At 47.8% G+C, this 19,608-nt stretch carries 20 protein-coding genes; 9 read left to right on the top strand and 11 right to left on the bottom strand.

Annotated features, from left to right (window positions below; genetic code table 11):
• The first annotated feature begins 113 nt into the window (after nucleotides 1-113).
• The 6 genes from hslV to ubiB are packed head-to-tail and all read left to right on the top strand — an operon-like array spanning nucleotide 114 to nucleotide 5,365.
• Nucleotides 114-653, top strand: coding sequence for an ATP-dependent protease subunit HslV (hslV, locus tag Q7C_RS11380; RefSeq protein WP_014704931.1), 540 nt, complete (start codon nucleotides 114-116; stop codon nucleotides 651-653).
• An 8-nt stretch (nucleotides 654-661) separates the two neighbouring features.
• Nucleotides 662-1,984 carry an ATP-dependent protease ATPase subunit HslU gene (hslU, locus tag Q7C_RS11375; RefSeq protein ID WP_014704930.1) on the top strand — a complete coding sequence of 441 codons (1,323 nt, stop codon included), beginning with the start codon at nucleotides 662-664 and terminating at the stop codon, nucleotides 1,982-1,984.
• Nucleotides 1,985-1,993: 9 nt separating this feature from the next.
• Nucleotides 1,994-2,356, top strand: a complete 363-nt coding sequence (locus tag Q7C_RS11370; protein WP_041367169.1) for a gamma-butyrobetaine hydroxylase family protein — start codon at nucleotides 1,994-1,996, stop codon at nucleotides 2,354-2,356.
• On the top strand, nucleotides 2,356-3,102 hold the full coding sequence (gene ubiE, locus Q7C_RS11365; RefSeq protein ID WP_014704928.1) for a bifunctional demethylmenaquinone methyltransferase/2-methoxy-6-polyprenyl-1,4-benzoquinol methylase UbiE: 747 nt from the start codon (nucleotides 2,356-2,358) through the stop codon (nucleotides 3,100-3,102). Before Q7C_RS11370 ends, ubiE begins: the two co-directional genes overlap by 1 nt.
• A complete protein-coding gene (locus Q7C_RS11360) occupies nucleotides 3,102-3,701 on the top strand; it encodes a ubiquinone biosynthesis accessory factor UbiJ (RefSeq protein WP_014704927.1) in 600 nt (199 codons plus the stop codon). The genes ubiE and Q7C_RS11360 overlap by 1 nt, the downstream gene beginning before the upstream one ends.
• Complete coding sequence (gene ubiB / locus Q7C_RS11355; protein ID WP_014704926.1) at nucleotides 3,698-5,365, top strand: ubiquinone biosynthesis regulatory protein kinase UbiB; 1,668 nt, start codon at nucleotides 3,698-3,700, stop codon at nucleotides 5,363-5,365. The genes Q7C_RS11360 and ubiB overlap by 4 nt, the downstream gene beginning before the upstream one ends.
• Here ubiB and Q7C_RS11350 read toward each other — a convergent pair.
• The 5 genes from Q7C_RS11350 to Q7C_RS11330 all read right to left on the bottom strand — a co-directional run bounded on the left by Q7C_RS11350 (nucleotide 5,362) and on the right by Q7C_RS11330 (nucleotide 10,617).
• Nucleotides 5,362-7,035 carry a formate--tetrahydrofolate ligase gene (locus tag Q7C_RS11350; RefSeq protein WP_014704925.1) on the bottom strand — a complete coding sequence of 558 codons (1,674 nt, stop codon included), beginning with the start codon at nucleotides 7,033-7,035 and terminating at the stop codon, nucleotides 5,362-5,364. The two genes, ubiB and Q7C_RS11350, sit on opposite strands and share 4 nt — an antisense overlap.
• 74 nt (nucleotides 7,036-7,109) lie before the next feature.
• On the bottom strand, nucleotides 7,110-7,718 hold the full coding sequence (locus tag Q7C_RS11345; protein WP_014704924.1) for a UbiX family flavin prenyltransferase: 609 nt from the start codon (nucleotides 7,716-7,718) through the stop codon (nucleotides 7,110-7,112).
• A complete protein-coding gene (gene mpl, locus Q7C_RS11340; RefSeq protein ID WP_041366717.1) occupies nucleotides 7,715-9,064 on the bottom strand; it encodes a UDP-N-acetylmuramate:L-alanyl-gamma-D-glutamyl-meso-diaminopimelate ligase in 1,350 nt (449 codons plus the stop codon). Before mpl ends, Q7C_RS11345 begins: the two co-directional genes overlap by 4 nt.
• Nucleotides 9,064-9,576, bottom strand: a complete 513-nt coding sequence (locus Q7C_RS13395) for a hypothetical protein (RefSeq protein WP_151194766.1) — start codon at nucleotides 9,574-9,576, stop codon at nucleotides 9,064-9,066. Before Q7C_RS13395 ends, mpl begins: the two co-directional genes overlap by 1 nt.
• Nucleotides 9,577-9,663: 87 nt before the next feature.
• Complete coding sequence (locus Q7C_RS11330; RefSeq protein ID WP_014704920.1) at nucleotides 9,664-10,617, bottom strand: PQQ-dependent catabolism-associated beta-propeller protein; 954 nt, start codon at nucleotides 10,615-10,617, stop codon at nucleotides 9,664-9,666.
• 172 nt (nucleotides 10,618-10,789) lie between these two features.
• Here Q7C_RS11330 and Q7C_RS11325 point away from each other — a divergent pair, with 172 nt between their 5' ends.
• Together Q7C_RS11325 and Q7C_RS11320 are read left to right on the top strand one after the other, a co-directional pair.
• On the top strand, nucleotides 10,790-11,017 hold the full coding sequence (locus Q7C_RS11325) for a hypothetical protein (RefSeq protein WP_014704919.1): 228 nt from the start codon (nucleotides 10,790-10,792) through the stop codon (nucleotides 11,015-11,017).
• A gap of 47 nt (nucleotides 11,018-11,064) precedes the next feature.
• Nucleotides 11,065-11,649: a DNA-3-methyladenine glycosylase I gene (locus tag Q7C_RS11320; RefSeq protein WP_041366716.1), complete on the top strand. Its 585-nt coding sequence runs from the start codon at nucleotides 11,065-11,067 to the stop codon at nucleotides 11,647-11,649.
• Nucleotides 11,650-11,760: 111 nt separating this feature from the next.
• On the opposite strand, the gene secF is transcribed toward Q7C_RS11320, so the two are convergent.
• From secF to tgt, 4 genes are all read right to left on the bottom strand, one after another.
• Nucleotides 11,761-12,711 carry a protein translocase subunit SecF gene (gene secF / locus Q7C_RS11315; protein WP_014704917.1) on the bottom strand — a complete coding sequence of 317 codons (951 nt, stop codon included), beginning with the start codon at nucleotides 12,709-12,711 and terminating at the stop codon, nucleotides 11,761-11,763.
• A 10-nt stretch (nucleotides 12,712-12,721) separates the two neighbouring features.
• Nucleotides 12,722-14,578, bottom strand: a complete 1,857-nt coding sequence (secD, locus tag Q7C_RS11310; protein ID WP_014704916.1) for a protein translocase subunit SecD — start codon at nucleotides 14,576-14,578, stop codon at nucleotides 12,722-12,724.
• Nucleotides 14,579-14,629: 51 nt separating this feature from the next.
• Nucleotides 14,630-14,956 carry a preprotein translocase subunit YajC gene (gene yajC / locus Q7C_RS11305; protein ID WP_014704915.1) on the bottom strand — a complete coding sequence of 109 codons (327 nt, stop codon included), beginning with the start codon at nucleotides 14,954-14,956 and terminating at the stop codon, nucleotides 14,630-14,632.
• A gap of 68 nt (nucleotides 14,957-15,024) precedes the next feature.
• Nucleotides 15,025-16,134, bottom strand: a complete 1,110-nt coding sequence (gene tgt, locus Q7C_RS11300) for a tRNA guanosine(34) transglycosylase Tgt (protein WP_014704914.1) — start codon at nucleotides 16,132-16,134, stop codon at nucleotides 15,025-15,027.
• 109 nt (nucleotides 16,135-16,243) lie between these two features.
• On the opposite strand from tgt, the gene pyrF reads away from it, so the two are divergent.
• Entirely contained in the window at nucleotides 16,244-16,933 is a 690-nt protein-coding gene (pyrF, locus tag Q7C_RS11295; protein ID WP_014704913.1) for an orotidine-5'-phosphate decarboxylase, read from the top strand.
• A 48-nt stretch (nucleotides 16,934-16,981) separates the two neighbouring features.
• Here pyrF and Q7C_RS11290 read toward each other — a convergent pair whose 3' ends face one another.
• The gene (locus Q7C_RS11290) at nucleotides 16,982-18,175 is read right to left on the bottom strand and encodes a methyl-accepting chemotaxis protein (protein ID WP_238532320.1); all 1,194 of its coding nucleotides are present in this window, start codon (nucleotides 18,173-18,175) and stop codon (nucleotides 16,982-16,984) included.
• 41 nt (nucleotides 18,176-18,216) lie between these two features.
• Entirely contained in the window at nucleotides 18,217-19,530 is a 1,314-nt protein-coding gene (locus Q7C_RS11285; RefSeq protein ID WP_014704911.1) for a flagellar hook-length control protein FliK, read from the bottom strand.
• Nucleotides 19,531-19,608 lie beyond the last annotated feature (78 nt).

Raw genomic sequence — 19,608 nt, 5'->3', positions numbered from 1 at the left:
CAACCACTATATTGCATTTAGAGGCATTTTCGACTGGCTATGACGCTGCGCCGAGTGACTCTACATAGTATACTGATTCACTTTTATTCACGATTAAATCATTGAGGAGTTTCATGGAGCAATATCGTGGCACAACGATTTTGTCATATCGTCGCGGCAATCAAGTCGTTATCGGCGGTGATGGCCAGGTCAGTCTTGGCAATACGATTATGAAGGGCAACGCCCGCAAAGTGCGACGTCTTTATCATAACCAAGTTATTGCTGGCTTTGCTGGCGGCACTGCAGATGCGTTTACCTTATTTGAACGGTTTGAGGCGAAATTAGAAAAACATCAGGGCAACCTGACACGAAGCGCTTTAGAACTCGCTAAAGATTGGCGGACAGATAGAATGATGCGTCGTCTCGAAGCCCTACTGGCTGTTGCCAATGCCGATGCCTCGCTCATTATTTCAGGCAATGGTGATGTCATCGAACCTGAGCATGGTTTGATTTCAATTGGTTCCGGCGGACCATTTGCCCAAGCAGCGGCAACGGCGCTGATGCAAAATACGGATTTATCTGCTAGAGAGATTGTCGAAAAGGGCTTGAATATCGCTGCAGACATCTGCATCTACACAAATCACCACCTTACTATTGAAACGCTGGATATATAACTAAACTCATGAGTCACGCATTTACGCCAAAAGAAATTGTTCACGAACTGGATAAGCATATTGTCGGTCAGCAAGAAGCCAAACGCGCTGTTGCCATTGCGCTCAGAAATCGCTGGCGTCGACTACAGTTAACCCCTGAATTACAACATGAAGTTACGCCAAAAAATATTTTGATGATTGGCCCAACAGGGGTGGGGAAAACAGAAATTGCACGTCGCTTGGCATCCTTAGCGAACGCGCCTTTTATCAAGGTTGAAGCGACCAAGTTTACCGAAGTCGGTTATGTTGGACGGGATGTCGAATCGATAATTCGAGATTTAGCTGAAAGTGCGATGAAAATGCTACGTGAAAAGGCCATCCGACGCGCTAGACCGCTTGCTGAAGATGCCGCTGAAGAGCGCGTTTTAGATTCACTTCTGACACCTGCCAGAGGCAGTGAAGCAGAGACGAGTTCAGAAACAAGGCAAAAATTTCGCAAGATGCTGCGTGAAGGTAAACTAGATGATCGCGAAATAGAATTGGAACTGAGTCAACCACAGGCGGGTGTTGAAATCATGACACCACCCGGCATGGAGGAATTAACCAGCCAAATTCAAGACATGTTTCAAAACATGGGCCGTGAACGGCGCAGCAAACGCAAGGTAGCCGTCGCTAAGGCATTAAAATTGTTAACTGACGAGGAAGCCGCCAAGCTTGTTAATGAAGATGATTTGAAATCTGAAGTCATTCAATTAGTCGAACAGCATGGTATTGTTTTTCTCGATGAAATTGACAAAATTACCGGTCGTAATGAAGGCGGTAGCTCAGCCGATGTGTCACGTGCCGGCGTGCAGCGAGATTTATTGCCTTTAGTTGAAGGCAGTAGTGTTTCAACGAAATACGGCATGCTGAAAACGGACCATATACTCTTCATTGCATCTGGTGCTTTTCATTTGAGCAAACCGGCAGACTTAATTCCAGAGCTTCAAGGTCGGTTGCCGATCCGGGTTGAGCTTAATGCACTGAAAGCGGAAGACTTTGTCCGAATTCTGACTGAACCAAATGCCTCACTCACTGAACAATACGTTGCCTTACTGGCAACCGAGGGCGTTAGCCTTGAGTTTACTGATGATGGTATTCATCGCCTTGCCGAACTGGCGTATGACGTTAATGAAAAAACTGAGAATATTGGTGCCAGACGATTACATACTTTGCTTGAAAAACTCTTGGAAGAGATTTCTTATCAGGCTGGTGAGCAAGCTGACCAACGTTTTACTGTCGATGCCGACTACGTCAATGCCCAACTGGGTGAGCTGGCACAAGATGAAGATTTGTCACGTTATATTTTATAACCAAACATGATGGCAAAAATGCCCATACCAACTGATATTACGCTTCACCAGAAATCGCGCCAGTTGTCACTGAGCTACGACGCACAGCATTTTCATTTGTCTGCTGAATATTTACGGGTGCACTCTCCTTCAGCAGAAGTACAAGGCCATGGTCCCGGACAAGACGTTTTGCAAACCAACAAAGAGTCGGTGGCGATCCTTAAGATAGAGCCTGTTGGTCATTACGCCATCAAGATCTATTTTGATGATGGTCATGACAGTGGCTTGTTTACCTGGGATTATTTATACGAGCTGGCAACGCAATACGAGCATAAGTGGCAAACGTATTTGCAGCGTTTACAACAGGCCGGATTTCAACGGAGTACTGTTTAATGACAAAGCCCCAAACCACCCATTTTGGTTATAAAGAAGTCCCTGTTTCTGAAAAAGCCAATCACGTTGCTGATGTTTTTCATTCGGTCGCCAGTCGTTACGACCTGATGAACGATTTAATGTCACTGGGTGTTCACCGTTTTTGGAAGTGGATTACCATACAACAAAGCGGGGTTCGACCAGGCGCATCTGTTTTAGATATTGCCGGCGGCACGGGTGATTTGACGGCGAAGTTTGCAGATCTGGTTGGTCCGCAAGGTAAGGTTGTCCTGGCTGATATCAATGCCTCTATGCTGAATGTGGGTCGCGACAGGCTGATTGATCGCGGTAAAGCTGGCAACATTGCTTATGTTCAGGCAAATGCAGAATCGCTCCCTTTCCCCGACAATTATTTTGACGTAATTACTATTGCCTTTGGACTGCGCAACGTCACCGATAAAGATAAAGCATTGCGTTCAATGTTCCGAGTGCTACGCCCCGGTGGACAGTTAATGGTGCTGGAATTTTCCAAACCGGCCGGTTGGTTAGCACCGATTTATGACCAATACTCGTTCCGCGTTTTACCCACGCTCGGCAAACAATTCACTGGAGATGCAGAAAGTTATCAATATCTTGCCGAATCAATCCGTATGCACCCGGATCAGTCAACCCTGAAACAGATGATGCAAGATGCAGGTTTTGAGCGGAGTACTTATCAAAATATGAGTGCTGGCATTGTCGCACTCCATCGTGGCTATAAATTCTGATGCTGTTGTTATCGCCACTGACGTTTGCGCTCAACCAGGCTCTGCAAGCTGATCCAGACAGCTTGGCAGCAATGACGGCTTTTACAGGCCGAAGCGTTCGTATTGAACTCACTGATTGGCAGAAAGCAGTTTGCATTGAATTTGAGACGAATAATCTCATTGTGAATGATGGTCAGGATGCGGTCGCAGATTTAATGATAGCCGCACCGCTCAGTGCCTTGATCGATGTCGCTAGACATCCTGATAATTTATTTTCATCGCATATCCAAATTCTGGGCGATGTTCAATTTGCCAAACAATTGCAGGATTGGCTGGATAACTTTGAGTTTGATTGGGAATCTCAAATTGCTCGGCTGACTGGTGATACCCTCGCCGGTCCTCTGACAAAGCAACTTAGGCAGACGGCTGGCTGGCTGAAACAAAGCATGAACAGTATTGAACTAAGCACAGCAGAATATCTTAGAGAAGAAGCACGTCTGTTGCCTGATGCCGTTGAAGTCGCCCATTTCATGCAACAAGTCGATAATCTTCATGCCGATATGGAGCGGCTAGAAGCGCGTATTAGACGGCTTGGCCTAACCACCGGAAAATCCGCATGAAACTGAGCCAGATAACCCGACTCTTCCAGATTAATCAGGTCTTTAGTCGCCACCGACTGGATGAGTTTATTCTCGCATTACATGTCTTTCGGCCCTTGCGTTTCGTGAGTTGGTTGTCGCCTTACCGTTGGCGAAAAGCCACTCAACAACCGCGTGGCGAACGACTCCGACTGGCATTACAGGATTTGGGACCGATATTCGTCAAATTTGGCCAAATCCTGTCTACGCGGCGCGATTTACTGCCTGATGATATCGCCGATGAGTTAGCTAAACTCCAAGACCGCGTTGCCCCCTTTCCTAGCGATCAGGCATTAGCACTGATTCATGAGGCTTATCCTGATGAGGCTATCGATACACTATTTGCCGAAATTGACCCAACGCCCTTAGCCTCTGCGTCCATTGCCCAGGTGCATGCCGCCACATTACCGGATGGTAAACAAGTCATTATTAAACTCGTTCGCCCCGGAATTGAAAAAGTGATTCGACGTGATGTCGATCTACTCTACACGCTGGCTGGACTTGCCGAGCGTTACTGGTCCGAAGGCAAACGACTGAGACCGCGTGAAGTCGTTGCTGAAATGGAAAAAAATCTATTTGATGAATTAGATATGTTGCGTGAAGCCGCTTCGGCATCACAATTAAAACGCAACTTTGCCGACGCCCGGTTACTGTATGTACCAGAAATTTACTGGCCTTTGTGCCGTCCCAACATCCTGGTTCAGGAACGGGTATTTGGTGTGCCAATTAGCGACATGCAGCGTTTGGCAGAGCATCACGTTGATCTCGCCCGTCTTGCCGCAGTCGGGGTGGAAATATTTTTTACTCAGGTATTCAAACATAGCTTTTTTCATGCTGACATGCATCCAGGTAACATCTTGGTTGATGTCAGTGATGCCCACAATCCACGATACATTGCGATTGATTTCGGCATTATGGGTACCTTGGCGCCCGATGACCAACGCTATTTGGCTGAAAATTTTCTCGCCTTTTTCAATCATGATTATCGTCGTGTTGCGGAATTACATGTTCAGTCAGGTTGGGTGCCGCCAGATACACGACTGGATGAATTTGAATCTGCCATTCGCAGTGTCTGCGAGCCAATTTTTGCTCGTCCTTTGAAGGAAATTTCGTTTGGCCAGCTGCTGCTGCGTTTATTTCAAACCGCACGGCGGTTTAACATGCAAATACAACCACAGCTGGTATTACTACAAAAAACACTGCTGAACATTGAAGGACTTGGCCGCCAGCTATATCCAGATCTGGATCTCTGGCAGACCGCCAAACCCATTCTGGAAAAGTGGATGCAGGAAAAACTAGGCTGGCAAGCAGCCTGGAAAACCTTGCAACAAGAGGCCCCAACTTGGGCGGAAACTCTGCCGACCTTACCGCGCCAACTTTATGAATTGACACAGAAAGCCCAGTCCGGTGCTCTCACGATGCAGCTTTCCACGCACGATTTGCAACATATTCGCCAGGAAATTCGAGACAGCAGTTATCGAACCGCGGCAGCCGTGTCTGGTGCCGCTTTTATTGTTGGTGCTGCCATCATAAAAGGCTTGGATGGCTTCGCTCCCCCCATGCTTGCAGGCATTCCCCTATTAAGCTGGTTATTCGGTTTATGGGGTGGCGCGTTACTTATGTTTAGCTTAAAACGGCGCGGTTAAAACAACCCTTGAATGACGCCTCTGTCATCAATATCAATCCGTTCTGCTGCGGGATTTTTGGGTAAACCCGGCATGGTCATAATATCGCCACATAAAACCACCACAAAACCGGCACCATGAGATAAACGGACATCGCGGACAGCCAACTGGTGCGGCTGCGGTACACCGCGCATGGTTGGATCACTCCCGAAGGAATAAGGTGTTTTAGCCATACAAACTGGCAAATGATCATATTTTTCAGCGAATTTTTTCAATTTTTTCATTACCTTACTATCGGCAATGACTTGTTCGGCACCGTACAGCTTTTTGGCTACGGTTTGAATTTTTTCCCAGAGCGGTTGATCGTCTGGATACAGGAATTGGCAGGTGGCATGGGCATGATTTTCCAAAGTATCAACCACAGCTTGAGCCAGCGTTTCTGCGCCTTTACCCCCTTCTGCCCAATGTCGTGCTAATACCACTTTGGCACCCATTTCCAACACTGCTTGTTCAACTTGTGCGATTTCATCATCCTGATCTTGGTCAAAATGATTAATGGCGACGACACACGGTAATTTGAATGCTTGCTGCAAGTTATTGACATGGCGTTTTAAATTTTCAAGCCCCCGTTGCAAAGCATGCGTATCCAACATGCCAAGCTGATCAAGCGCCATTCCTCCATGATACTTGAGGGCTCTGACCGTGGCGACTACCACCGCCATATCTGGTTTTAAACCGGCTTTTCGACACTTGATATTAATAAACTTTTCGGCACCCAGATCGGCACCAAATCCCGCCTCTGTGACCACATAATCGCCAAGCTTCAACGCCATTCTGGTTGCTATCACGGAGTTACAGCCATGCGCAATATTGGCAAAGGGACCGCCATGCACAAACGCCAGGTTATTTTCCAATGTTTGAACCAGATTAGGTTTGAGCGCTTCTTTGAGCAACGCTGCCATGGCACCGTGAGCCTGCAATTCACGCGCAAAACGCGGAGTACCATCAAAACTGTAGCCGATTAGTATCTCGCCCAGGCGTTGTTTCAGTTCTGATAAGGAGCCGGATAAACAAAAAATTGCCATCACTTCAGAAGCAACAACAATGTCAAAATGATCGGTGCGGCTAAAGCCATTAGCCGGCCCGCCCAGCCCGACTGTAACCTCACGCAGGGCACGATCGTTCATATCCATCACCCGTTGCCAGGTGACTTTTCGAGTATCCAACTGTAGCGCATTGCCATGATGAATATGATTATCAATCATGGCAGCCAACAGGTTATGCGCTGACGCAATGGCATGAAAATCCCCAGTGAAATGCAGATTAATATCTTCCATCGGCACAACTTGGGCATGCCCACCACCGGCCGCCCCGCCTTTCATACCAAAGCATGGACCCATGGATGGTTCACGAATACAGACAATCGCCTTTTTGCCTATTCGATTCAAACCATCACTTAAGCCGATAGTCGTCGTGGTTTTCCCTTCTCCGGCGGGCGTTGGACTGATTGCTGTCACCAAGATCAGCTTGCCATCTGGTTTTTGCGCGCGTTGCTGTAGTACTTGTAACGAGACTTTGGCCTTAAAACGGCCATAACTATCTAGGTCATCCGCCTGAATACCCAGTTTTTTCTGGGCCAAATCAAACACCGGTAACATATTGGCCTGTTGGGCAATTTCAATATCAGACATAGGACAGTCCTATCGTTGAATGTTGACTTGATAGTCCGATTATACGTCAGCTGGCACCTGCCCTGCTGTCGAACTTACTCCCCCCAGCGGGGCTGCAATGTATGTGAAATGCCAGCCTGATCAAGAATCCGGGCAACAACAAAATCGATAACGTCTTCAATCGTTTGTGGCTGATAATAAAAACCGGGACTAGGCGGGAGAATACAAACGCCAAGCCGAGCCAGTTTCAACATATTTTCTAAATGAATGGCCGAAAATGGCGCCTCTCTCGGCACCATAATGAGTTTGCGTTGCTCTTTAATCATGACATCCGCCGCGCGGTTAATAAGATTATCACTTGCGCCACAGGCGATTGCCGATAAGGTCCCCATAGTACACGGACAAACTATCATCGTGGGAACCCGATGCGAGCCACTTGCTAGGGGAGAAGACCACTGTTGTTCACCATAAACGCGAACCTGTTCCGACTCGCAGTTAAACTCGCTCACCAGTTTTTTTTGGCAATCACTGGGGCGGGATGGTAATTTCCAGTTGAGCTCATCAGCCAAGACCAACCGCCCGGCAGTGGAAATCATGACATGAACAATCATTTTTTCCGCCAGCAAAGCCGACATCAATCTTTTTGCATAAGGTGCGCCTGATGCGCCAGTAATTGCTAACGCAATTTGCTGTGGATCCGTCATGAGGCCAACCCTTGCAAGATACGATCATGAATACCGGCAAAGCCACCGTTACTCATGATCACTATTTTGTCGCCAGGTTGTGCTTGACCGATGACCGTCTCAACCAAGTTATCAATGTTATCCGTCATAAACAACTTTTGTTCTAAGCATTTTTTCACGGACTGCAAAGACCAGTTCTGCTCTCCATCCTGATACCAGAACACCTGATCTGCATCATGAAATGATGCGCCTAGTGTTTCCTGATGCACGCCCATTTTCATCGTATTAGACCGGGGTTCAAATACGGCGAGTAATCGGCCATTTCGGTTATTGTCACGTAAGCCTGCCAACGTGGTTTTGATTGCTGTGGGATGATGAGCAAAATCATCATATACCGCAACACCAGCGACTTCACCACGTAATTCCAGACGCCGTTTAACCCCTTTAAAACAACTTAATGCCTGTGCCGCCACGGCCAATGTCACCCCGACATGATGTGCGGCAGCCACCGCACCTAGCGCATTGGCAATATTATGCTGTCCCAGAAGCGACCAAGAAATTTCGGCTGTTTCGTTGCCATGCTGGACTTTAAAATGGCTACCATCATTCTGATATGATATGACCTGCCAATCCGCATTTTGGCCCAATTGTTGCCGGTTGCTCCAGCAGCCCCGAGCCAACATATCATCAATCGCCGGCACATTAACCGGCGACAAAATCAGTCCGTCGCCAGGGACGGTTCGAATCAGGTGGTGGAATTGTGTCTGGATTGCCGCCAGATCAGCATAAATATCAGCATGATCAAATTCCAGATTATTCACTAGCAAGGTCCGCGGTCGATAGTGGACAAATTTGGCCCGTTTATCAAAGAAAGCTGTATCGTACTCATCCGCCTCAATGACAAAGAAAGGTGTCTCACCTAACCGCGCCGATACACCAAAGTCACCCGGCACCCCACCAATAAGAAATCCAGGACTTAACCCGGCAAAAGTCAAAATGTGTGCCAGCATAGAGGAAGTCGTGGTTTTACCATGGGTGCCAGATACCGCTAATACCCAACGTTCGGGCAGCACATTTTCCGCCAGCCACTGTGGCCCAGAAGTATAAGGCAGCCCTTTATTCAGCACATATTCGACGGCCGCATTACCACGACTCATGGCATTGCCCATGACTACGAGATCGGGTGCCGGTTGCAGGTGTTCGGGAGCGTATCCCGACATGACATCAATGCCCGCCGCAGCTAATTGATCACTCATTGGAGGATAAACGTTACTGTCACTGCCTGTAACCTGATATCCCATTTGCCGAGCAAGCATTGCCAGCCCGCCCATAAATGTCCCACAAATGCCGAGAATATGTATATGCATTAAGCGATCGCTGTCATCACCAAGGTTGAAATAAGTATCGAGAACACCACATAGAGACACGTCCAGGCGACCGCCGTACCGGCACGACAATCGATTGCACTGCGCAAAATGTGTGCAACTACCATTAATGCCCAAATCAGAATCACCAAGGGCATAAAGATTAACCAGCCTGCCAATTGTGTTTCGTCGGTTGCCTGATAAATCGGTTTTAAGAAAGGCATTGCCAATACCCCGAAAAACACCCCTGTTCCCATCAGCGCAATACTGGTCTGAGTCCATCTGGCCGCATTTTGAAAGCACCACAATAACAGCCAGCAGAAACCAAGCAAGAATGCGAGGTCAGCAAGGCTCACAGCAATACTGAAACCCCAGTCACTATCCATTCTGTTTATCGCGATACCAGCCAGCAAATAAGCGAATGAAAATGTGAATAACCACTGTGAAGACGCGGGAAGTGATGCCGGACTGTCTCTAAACAGGCAAATATCAAACAATCGGGAAAATACTGTCATGGCGGGCATCATAACCGGCTATCACGCTACTGACAAAAAAACCGGCCATCGCCGGTCTTAACCACAAGATAACTGTCACCATCGAAACTAATCATCCAGTGCAACTCCCCAAGGGTACGAGCCTACTTTGATACTATTAATACGTTGTTTTTTATCGGTATCAATGACTGAAATCGTGCCACTGATACCATCGGCGCTATATAAATATTTGCCATCCCGTGAAATCGCCATACCCCAGACGCGCTCACCAACGCCAATATTGGCAATCATATCCAGTGTTTTTGCATCCATCATCGCTACCGAATTTGCCCGCCCCATGGAAATATATAAATAACGATTGTCTGGACTGACCACAATCGCCATTGGCTTTGCATCTTCAACAGCAATTGGTGACTTTTTGACCACTTTCAGCGTCTCCATGCTAATCATGCTGACTTCACGACCAATTTCGCTGGCAACATAGGCAAATTTGCCATCGCGACCAAATGACAATCCCCGCGGCCTTGCAGCAACAACAATATTGGCGATCACCTCATAGGTGTCGGTCTCAATGATATGCACCAGATTACTGGATTCACTGCTTACCAAGGCATATTGGCCATCTGGTGACACTGCGGCGCCTTCTGGCTCAATACCCACTTTAACGATGGCAACTTTCTCGTTCGCTTGTGGATCGATAAACACAGCTTCACCATCATATTCACTTGAGGTCACCAAATAGCCATTTTTGGGATTAACCGCAAAGGTTTCAGGCTCTTCGCCCGTGTCAATTTTTTTTATTATCTCGAGTGTTTTCGGATCGACAACGACAATCTTGTTTTCATTACTGGCAACAACATAGAGTAGCTTACGATCTGTTGAAAAACCGATGCCTCTTGGCCGCAAACCAATATTGATAGTCTCTTCAACTTTCAGCGTCTGGCTGTTTATAACAGATAAAGTATTGTCACGCTCATTGGTTGCAAATAAACGATAGGTGGGATCATCAGCCATAACGGCCGTATTCAACATCAAAACGCTGATCAATATTGACTTTATCATAAGGCTAGCCCTGCTATTGAACTGATATGACCTGCTACGAAGATATTTTACTTTACGTTCACAAAATATAGCGTATCAAACCCACGCGATTACTGCAGCCATGCTTTTTTTCAAGAAATCAGAATAGCGGTCGATACACTCTTTGAGATTGATAATCTAAGTGAGCAACAACATGGCTAAATTAGGGCGCAGCGCTGAACTGGAGTTACGACAGATCATGCAGGGGCTGGAAGAATTTGCGACCTTTATGAGCTATCGCAGTGACTACGCCGGCTTGCGTATTCTTAGCGTCGAGTCAGTGGGTTCTGCCAATGATGCCTGCCAGCCTGCCTCTGCTGAGATCATTGCCTTACCAGTGGCGAAAGCCCACGCTGGTTACCCTGCCCATCAACCCCGCTAAAATACCCATTATCCTTTGCTTTATCGCCACTCTCAATCCAATCAACCATGACCGCAAGCAATCCGAAATCCGTAAAAATACGCTGTCAATGGTGTGGAACGGATCCGCTCTACGTTGCTTACCATGACAAAGAGTGGGGTGTACCAGTACGCGATGACAGCACGATGTTTGAATTTTTATTACTGGAAACCTTTCAGGCCGGTCTCAGCTGGATAACCATCCTTCGCAAACGAGAAAACTTTCGCAAAGCTTTTGATAATTTCGATTACACCAAAATCGCCGAATACGATCAGTCCAAAATCGATGCCTTACTAAAGAATAAAGGAATCATTCGCAATAAATTGAAAGTGTATTCAGCGATTGTCAATGCGCGCGCTTTTATGGCAATACAGCAGGAATTTGGCAGCTTCACTCACTATATATGGGGTTTTGTCAATCACGCCCCCATACAAAACCAGTGGCAGCACGAACAAGCTATCCCAGCAACCAGTAAACAAAGTGATGCGCTTAGCCAGGATTTAAAAAAGCGTGGCTTCAAATTTGTCGGCAGTACCGTAATCTACGCACTCATGCAGGCAACGGGCATGATCAACGATCATGTTGAAAGCTGTTTTCGATACAATGCGGTCTGATTTTTTGTATCGTCGCTGGCGCATCATGCACTTCATTCTGCTTGCCACTCACCCGGCAAGCTAATACATCATTTGACCAAAGCAGATTTCAACAATCAGGCGCCGACCAGATTACACTTGGCTACCGTCCGATCCGACAGCATCATCATTCTCTTTTTCTGGTGGCAACAAATCATATTTGCTAACGCCTAATAACAAAATACTGCTACCGGCGATGTAAATTGAAGAATAGGTACCAATAACAATACCAACCAGTAAAGCCATGGCAAAGCCATGAATCACTTCACCACCAAAAATGAATAACGAGATGACGACCAGCAAAGTGGTCATTGAGGTCATGATGGTTCTCCCCAGTGTGCCATTCACGGAGACATTAATCACCTCGGGTGGCTCGGCATTTCTCAGTTTCAGGAAATTCTCACGAATACGGTCAAATACCACAATGGTGTCATTCAGAGAGTAACCAATAACAGCAAGAATCGCCGCCAATATCGTTAAATCAAATTGCAGCTCGAACAAGGCAAAAAAGCCCACGGTTAATACCACGTCATGCACTAAGGCAAACACCGAACTAATCGCAAACCGATATTCAAAACGAAATGCCACATAAATCAGAATGCCAAACAGTGCATAAATCATGGCCAAACCACCGTCTTCTGTCAGCTCTTCACCCACTTGCGGGCCAACAAATTCAACGCGATTGACCTGAATTTGTTGATTATCATTCGCGGATAAAACAGCCACTACCTCATTACTCAGATCAGCCATATTCTGGTCGGCAATGACTGGTAAACGAATCAAAACGTCTTGCAATGAACCAAAATTTTGCACCACGGCATCATCGTAGCCGGCTTCGCTTAAAGTCGTCCGAATTTGATTTAAATCCGCTTGCTCAGGATAAGCGATTTCAATCATCGTGCCGCCAGTAAAATCGATACCAAAATTAAGTCCTTTGGTAACAATCGCGTAAACCGAGACCAGCAATAACAACGCTGACAAGATCAAGGCATACTTTCGAATACCGATAAAATTGATATTGGTTTCTTTGCTTAATACATGCATGACTCAACCCTTAAATCGACAGCGCTGGCCGGTGCTGGCGACCATAAATCAAATTAACTAAAGCCCGCGTACCCATGATGGCAGTAAACATGGACGTTAAAATCCCCAGCGACAAGGTGACAGCAAAACCTTTGATGGTCCCGGTACCAAAGCCGAACAGTACTACGGCAGCAATTAAGGTCGTCACATTGGCATCGGCGATGGTAGACAGCGCCTTATCATAACCGGCGCGAATACTGGCCTGCGGGCTATTGCCGATATGCAACTCTTCGCGAATACGTTCAAAAATCAATACATTGGCATCGACTGCCATCCCCACCGTCAAGACGATACCAGCAATACCCGGCATAGTCAGTGTGGCTTGCAGCATAGATAATAACGCCACCAGCAACACCAGGTTAACGGCAAGCGCCAGATTCGCAACCAGGCCAAACACCCGATACCAGACAGCCATAAAGACCAATACGAGCACTAAACCGATAACGACGGACTTAAAGCCTTTGTCGATATTTTCCTGCCCCATACTTGGCCCGACAGTGCGTTCTTCAACAATCTCAATTGGCGCCGCTAATGCACCTGCTCTTAGTAATAACGCTAAATCCCGCGCCTCGGTGGTACTATCCAGCCCCGTGATTTGAAACTTTTTACCCAGCTGATCCCGAATTGTCGCGACACTAATAATTTCCGGGAATTGCTTACGGACACGAACCTCTTCCCCAGCAACGACTTCAGTCTCACTTTTTGACTCGATAAAAACCACGGCCATTGGGTTGCCGATATTGTCACCGGTCACATTACTGAATATCCGCGCACCCTTACCATCAATGGTCACCGAAACCGCCGGTGAATTCGTTTGTGCATCAAGCGTTGAGGCAGCATTAATGATGTTTTCACCAGTCAGCATAACCCGCTTGTTTAACAAGTAAGGCGTACCATCGCGGTGATTAAATAATTCAGAATTAGCCGGTACGCGACCGTTTACAGCCGACTGCACATCACTTTCAAAATCGACTAACCGAAATTCCAGTGTTGCCGTCGCACCCAGGATTTTTTTGGCCTGCGCGGTATCTTGAACGCCGGGTAATTGCACCACAATCCGATTCTGACCTTGCTGTTGTACCGTTGGCTCCGCGACCCCTAATTCGTTAATGCGGTTACGCAACGTCGTGATGTTTTGCTGTAGTGCCAGTGTCTGCGTTTCCCGCAAAAACGTTTCCGTCATGTTCAAGGCGAGGGTGGGACGGTCAGCCGACTCATCAGTTGACACAACAACGTCAGGGTAGTCGCGGCTGATTTCTTGTTCTGCCTTGTCACGCTCGGTTGCATCACGGAAACCCAAAAATAAGGTATCGCCTTCTACCTCGACCCGGGTATATCGGATGACCGATTCCCGTAATAACAATCTGAGGTCATCTGCAATCCCGGTTAGCGCCTGATGCTGGACAGCTTGCATGTCCACCTCCATCAGGAAATGCACCCCACCGCGCAAATCCAGCCCCAGATTCATCGGCTCTGCTTTTAAGCCTGTTAACCATTCTGGCGTAGTTGGTGCCAAGTTTAGCGCCACGATATAGTCTTGCTCTGCGAGCGAGCCGGCAATCATTTCACGTGCTTTTAATTGACTGTCCGCATCCGCAAAACGAATTAGTAGGCGATTATCTTCCAAGGTCAGGCCTTTATAGGGGAGATCGGCCTCTTTAAGCTGCGTTTCAACGTTGCTCACCAAGGCATTATCAAGAGATGCCTGACGACCCGCCGAAATTTGTACTGCCGGATCATCGCCATATAAATTTGGCATGGCATAAATCACCGCCGTGGCTATCACCACTAACAACAACAGGTTTTTCCACAAAGGATATCGGTTCATTGCTAAATCCAGATTACGGTACCGTTTAACAGTCAGGTACCGAACTATAAATTACAGTTTTTTCAAGGTGCCTTTTGGCAAAACAGCGCTGATAGCTTCGCGGCGCACTTTAACCTCAACATTTTCGGCTATCTGAACACTGATGGCATTGTCATTAATCTCCAGAATCTTGCCCATCAGCCCGCCATCGGTAACGACTTCATCGCCCTTGGCCAGAGCAGATTGCATTTGGCGGTGCGCTTTAGCTCGCTTTTGTTGCGGGCGAATCAGCATCACGTAGAACAACACCAGCAAAATGATTGGGAAAGCAAAGTCCAGCATACTTGGGCCTGCTGCAGCACCAGTTTCAGCCAGTGCAGGTGAAATCAGAAAATCCATCGTTTTTCCTTTGTCAGATTCTAAAAGACAGCGATTATGCCATATTCAATCAACGGCTTGATAGCAGACTAATCTGGTAATGATTGACCACGCTTGGCATAAAATTGTTGCCGGTAGTCGGCAAACTGCCCATCGACAATACTCTGCCTGATGTCACGCATCAGTTTTTGATAATAATGCAGGTTATGAATCGTATTCAGTCGTGGCCCCAGTATTTCACCCGTTTTATCCATGTGATGCAGATAAGCCCGGCTGTAATTTTGGCAGGTTTCACAATCACATTCCGGATCCAGCGGACTCGTATCATATTTAAAACGGCTGTTACGGATTTTGATCACCCCGTCATGCACGAATAAATGACCATTTCGGGCGTTTCGCGTTGGCATGACACAGTCAAACATATCCACACCCAGCCTGACGGCTTCTATCAAATCTTCAGGGCGACCGACGCCCATCAGGTAGCGCGGCTTGTCTACAGGCATTTTGTCGCTGAGGTGTTGCAAAATTCGCAGCATATCCTCTTTGGGCTCACCAACTGATAAGCCACCGATGGCATAACCATCAAAGCCAATTTCTACCAGCCCCTGCAAAGACACTGTTCGCAAGGTTTCATGCATACCGCCTTGCACAATCCCAAATAAAGCAGAAGGGTTATCGCCATGTGCCGCCTTGCTGCGTTGGGCCCAGCGTAGTGAAAGCTGCATGGATTTTGCTGCAGTATGTTCATCAGCAGGATAAGGGGTGCACTCATCAAAAATCATGACAATATCGCTGCCCAGCGCGCGCTGAACCGCCATTGACTCCTCTGGCCCCATGAAAACTTTATCGCCAGAGATAGGTGACCGAAAATGCACGCCTTGCTCAGTGATTTTTCGTAAGTCACCAAGGCTAAATACTTGAAAGCCACCAGAATCCGTCAGAATAGGCCCTGACCACTGCATAAAATCATGTAAATCACCATGAGCCGAAATGACCTCGGTGCCGGGCCGCAACATCAAGTGAAAGGTATTGCCTAAAATAATCTCAGCACCGGTTTTCCGGACTTCTTCAGGCGTCATTGACTTGACTGAACCGTATGTGCCGACGGGCATAAATGCGGGTGTTTCGATACTACCTCGCGCAAAAGTCAGCCGTCCTCGCCGGGCCAGCCCATCTTGCGCAAATTGTTCAAACTGCATTGGTTTTTCTCAGCTAAAATAGCTGCACAGGATAGCATTTTCGCCGTCATTAGCGCGGAATAAATGCCGTTCCGGTAGGATATCCACACCACAATCATATGAGCAAGTTATGAGTGACCCTCGAATTATTGTCGCCTTGGACTACCCCAATGCTGACAGCGCCCTGGCCTTGGCCGATCAATTATCTGCTTCAGACTGTCGTTTAAAAGTCGGTAAAGAATTATTTACCCGAAGTGGCCCTGCTATCGTTACCGCGTTGCATCAACGTGGCTTTGACGTGTTTCTGGATTTGAAATATCACGATATTCCCCACACGGTGGCTCGTGCCTGCGCTGCCGCTGCCGAATTAGGTGTCTGGATGGTCAATGTTCACACTTTAGGCGGGCCGGCCATGCTCAAGGCGGCAAGGCAGGCGCTTGATTTCGCGGATGCACCGCTACTCATTGGCGTCACCTTGCTAACCAGCATGGATGCCAATACTTTCCACCACATCGGCTTGCATGGCGATATGCAAGGAACTGTCAGTAAATTAGCAGAAATGGCGGCAGATAACGGTCTTGATGGTGTGGTTTGCTCGGCACAGGAAACAGCGCTGTTGCGTCAGCAACAGGGAGACCAGTTTGCGCTGGTGACGCCGGGCATTCGTCCAGCAGGTAGCCAGACTGATGATCAGCACCGCATCATGACTCCTGCCGCCGCAATCAACGCTGGCAGTCATTACCTGGTCATTGGCCGCCCAATCACGCAGGCGGCGAATCCTCAGGCGGCATTGGCACAAATTAACCAATCTTTATTGTAAAAAAAGCCCGCATCAGCGGGCTTATTCACAATATGGGTTATTCAGCAATTAAATTTTGAATTTGCCCGAGGCTTCCTGCAACTGGCCGGACAAGCTGTTTAGTGTATCAACTGCTGCTGATGCCTCACGCGCACCATCGGCGGTATGATCGGCAATCTGGCTAATCTCAACAATGCCCCGGTTAATATTTTCTGCAACGGCCGACTGCTCATTTGCCGCACTCGAAATTTGTGCGCTCATTTCATCCATTGTGCTGATCATCGCAGTGATGGTATCCAGTGCCGCACCGGCACTTTCAGCCATGTCGACACTATTTCTGGCTTTTTCACGGCTGTCATTCATGACTTTCACTGCTTCTCTGGCGCCAATTTGAAGCCGTTCGATCATTTCTTCAATTTCATGGGTTGACGATTGCGTGCGAGAAGCCAGCGTGCGAACTTCATCGGCGACAACCGCAAAGCCACGACCATGCTCCCCCGCCCTGGCCGCTTCGATCGCCGCATTTAAAGCCAGCAAATTCGTTTGTTCCGTGATACCACGAATGACATCAATGATGGCACCAATGTTGTTGATATCTGCTTCGAGACTGCTGATGGTATCGGCGGCTTTTTCCACTTCACTGGCCAGCGAATCAATGGAGGTCATGGTTTGCAGCACAACTTTTTTACCCGCTTTAGCTTCATTATCCGCATTGCGTGCCGCTTCAGCGGCATTTGACGCAGTTCTTGCCACTTCTTGCACTGATGCGGTCATTTCATTCATAGCGGTCGCGACTTGGTCTGTTTCCGCCTGTTGTTTGAGAACCCCGGATACCGTCTCTTTACTAATCGAGGTCATGTTTTTTGTCGCGGTATTTAATTGTTCAATACCGCCAGTCAGTGTATGCACCAGATTAGCCACATTTTTTCGTGCACTATCCAGCTCAAAAGCCATCCAGCTAAAGTCGCTACGTCCCGGGATAGCGACTTTCTGAGTCAGATCGCCTTGTTTAATATTCTGAATACCGGCTACCAACGTTGTCGCACGCTTGTCGCCAAAACGACCGATATAATGTGCCACAAACATTAACAAGCCGCCGCTGACAACCAAGTAGGCCAGAATGAATAGCAGTTTGGACTCAGCGGTCAGTGCCTGACGCTGCATGTACCAACTGAGCAAGGCAAACAGCAACAAACCGATGATGCCAAATCCTGCCACAATATACATGCGCTTTCTAAGCGAATAATTTTCTAGTTTAAACACACACTCTCTCCTGCCTTTCGTGTTTTAGCTGCCTTATTATTTTAAGCATAAAGGCTCAGTCTGCCATCATCATGCTCGATGACTGAATCCGGTTCTCTTTCCTGCTCACCATGACTATCGTCAATTGTGACTGAAACTTGAGTTAAATGCGCATTTTCCATACTGCTTTCTCTTTCCGCAGACTGATCCGCTTGTTGCTGACCAACATCCGCTTGCGTCAAAGATAGGCCCTGCTCCGCAAGACTATCTCGTAAACGGGGTAAAGCTTGTTCAAGCGCCTCACGTGTTGCCTGATTTTGCGCCAGAAATGTCACGCTCGCTTGATCTTGTTGAAGTTGCAACCGGACTTCAACTGGTCCCAGACTGGCTGGATTCAGACGCAATTCTGCCTGCTGTATACCCTCTTTGGCCATATAACTCACCCGGCTGGAAACAACGCGACCCCATGCCGTATTATCAAGTTGGGGTTGTACCGTAAATGTCGTGGTGGATGACGTGGTCATGGCCGCTACGCCGGAACTCGCAGCGGGAGCAGAATTGCTAATGGTGGCTATCGCACCGCCAGACAGACTGCTTTGGTCAGAGCTAGGTTGCACTTGGCGTGACTGCGCCACCAGTAATCCCGCTATCTGTGCAGCGGTCAGGTTCGGCTTATCCATATTTTGCTGGTTCAACCAATTTTGCATTGCCGTTTTTACGGTTAATCCACTCTCTTCAACGGACGTCAATATCGGCGCCAGCACGTCTGCCAGGGCCGTCGCAGCAGATTGTGGCACGGCGAGAGGCATTGGCGTACTCGCCATCACAGAGAATGGGGTGGCAGATGCTTGCTTTTGCTCAGTCATGAGGGGAGTAAGTTGCTGTAGCACCAATGCCAAAGCCTGATCTGACTCGGTATCTGACATCAACAAGTCATCAGAATCACGGGCAAAAACCAACCGGAGTGACTCAATATCTTGCATATCACTGTCGAGCAACTCGGCAGCCTGTTCCGGTGAAATTGATATGCCTGCTGCTTTTAACAGGGACACAATCTCGGTCATCACCTCATCTGTGGCTACATCGGGCAGGTCATTACCGGGCCGTGTTTTCGCACTCGCCTCAACCGCCTTCTCGCTAGCCATATCAGCCGGCAATTTTTTGCCGCTTTTTTGACCCGCATCCTTTATTGCCGCTTCACCAAGCCCGCCAGATTCTTTTTCTGATGCAGCTTTGACCAGTTTATTGCTATCAAATTCTTGTTTGAAAGCCGCTTGAAACCCTTCTGCCGCAGACGTATCTGCTTTACTCGTTTTGCTATCGCCAGCCGATTTGCCCACATCAGTCGTGGTGTTCAATAACTGCAACATGCTCATGTCACGTAATCCTGAATTTATCTCAGCGTAGACTATGCAAACAGGGTGCCATTCATACTCAGAAAGTTCTGCTCAGAA

This window comes from Methylophaga frappieri, from assembly GCF_000260965.1.
In the GTDB taxonomy this organism is placed as follows: domain Bacteria; phylum Pseudomonadota; class Gammaproteobacteria; order Nitrosococcales; family Methylophagaceae; genus Methylophaga; species Methylophaga frappieri.
Note: the sequence above shows the minus strand (reverse complement) of the source record. Positions and strands in the feature narration are given on the sequence as shown.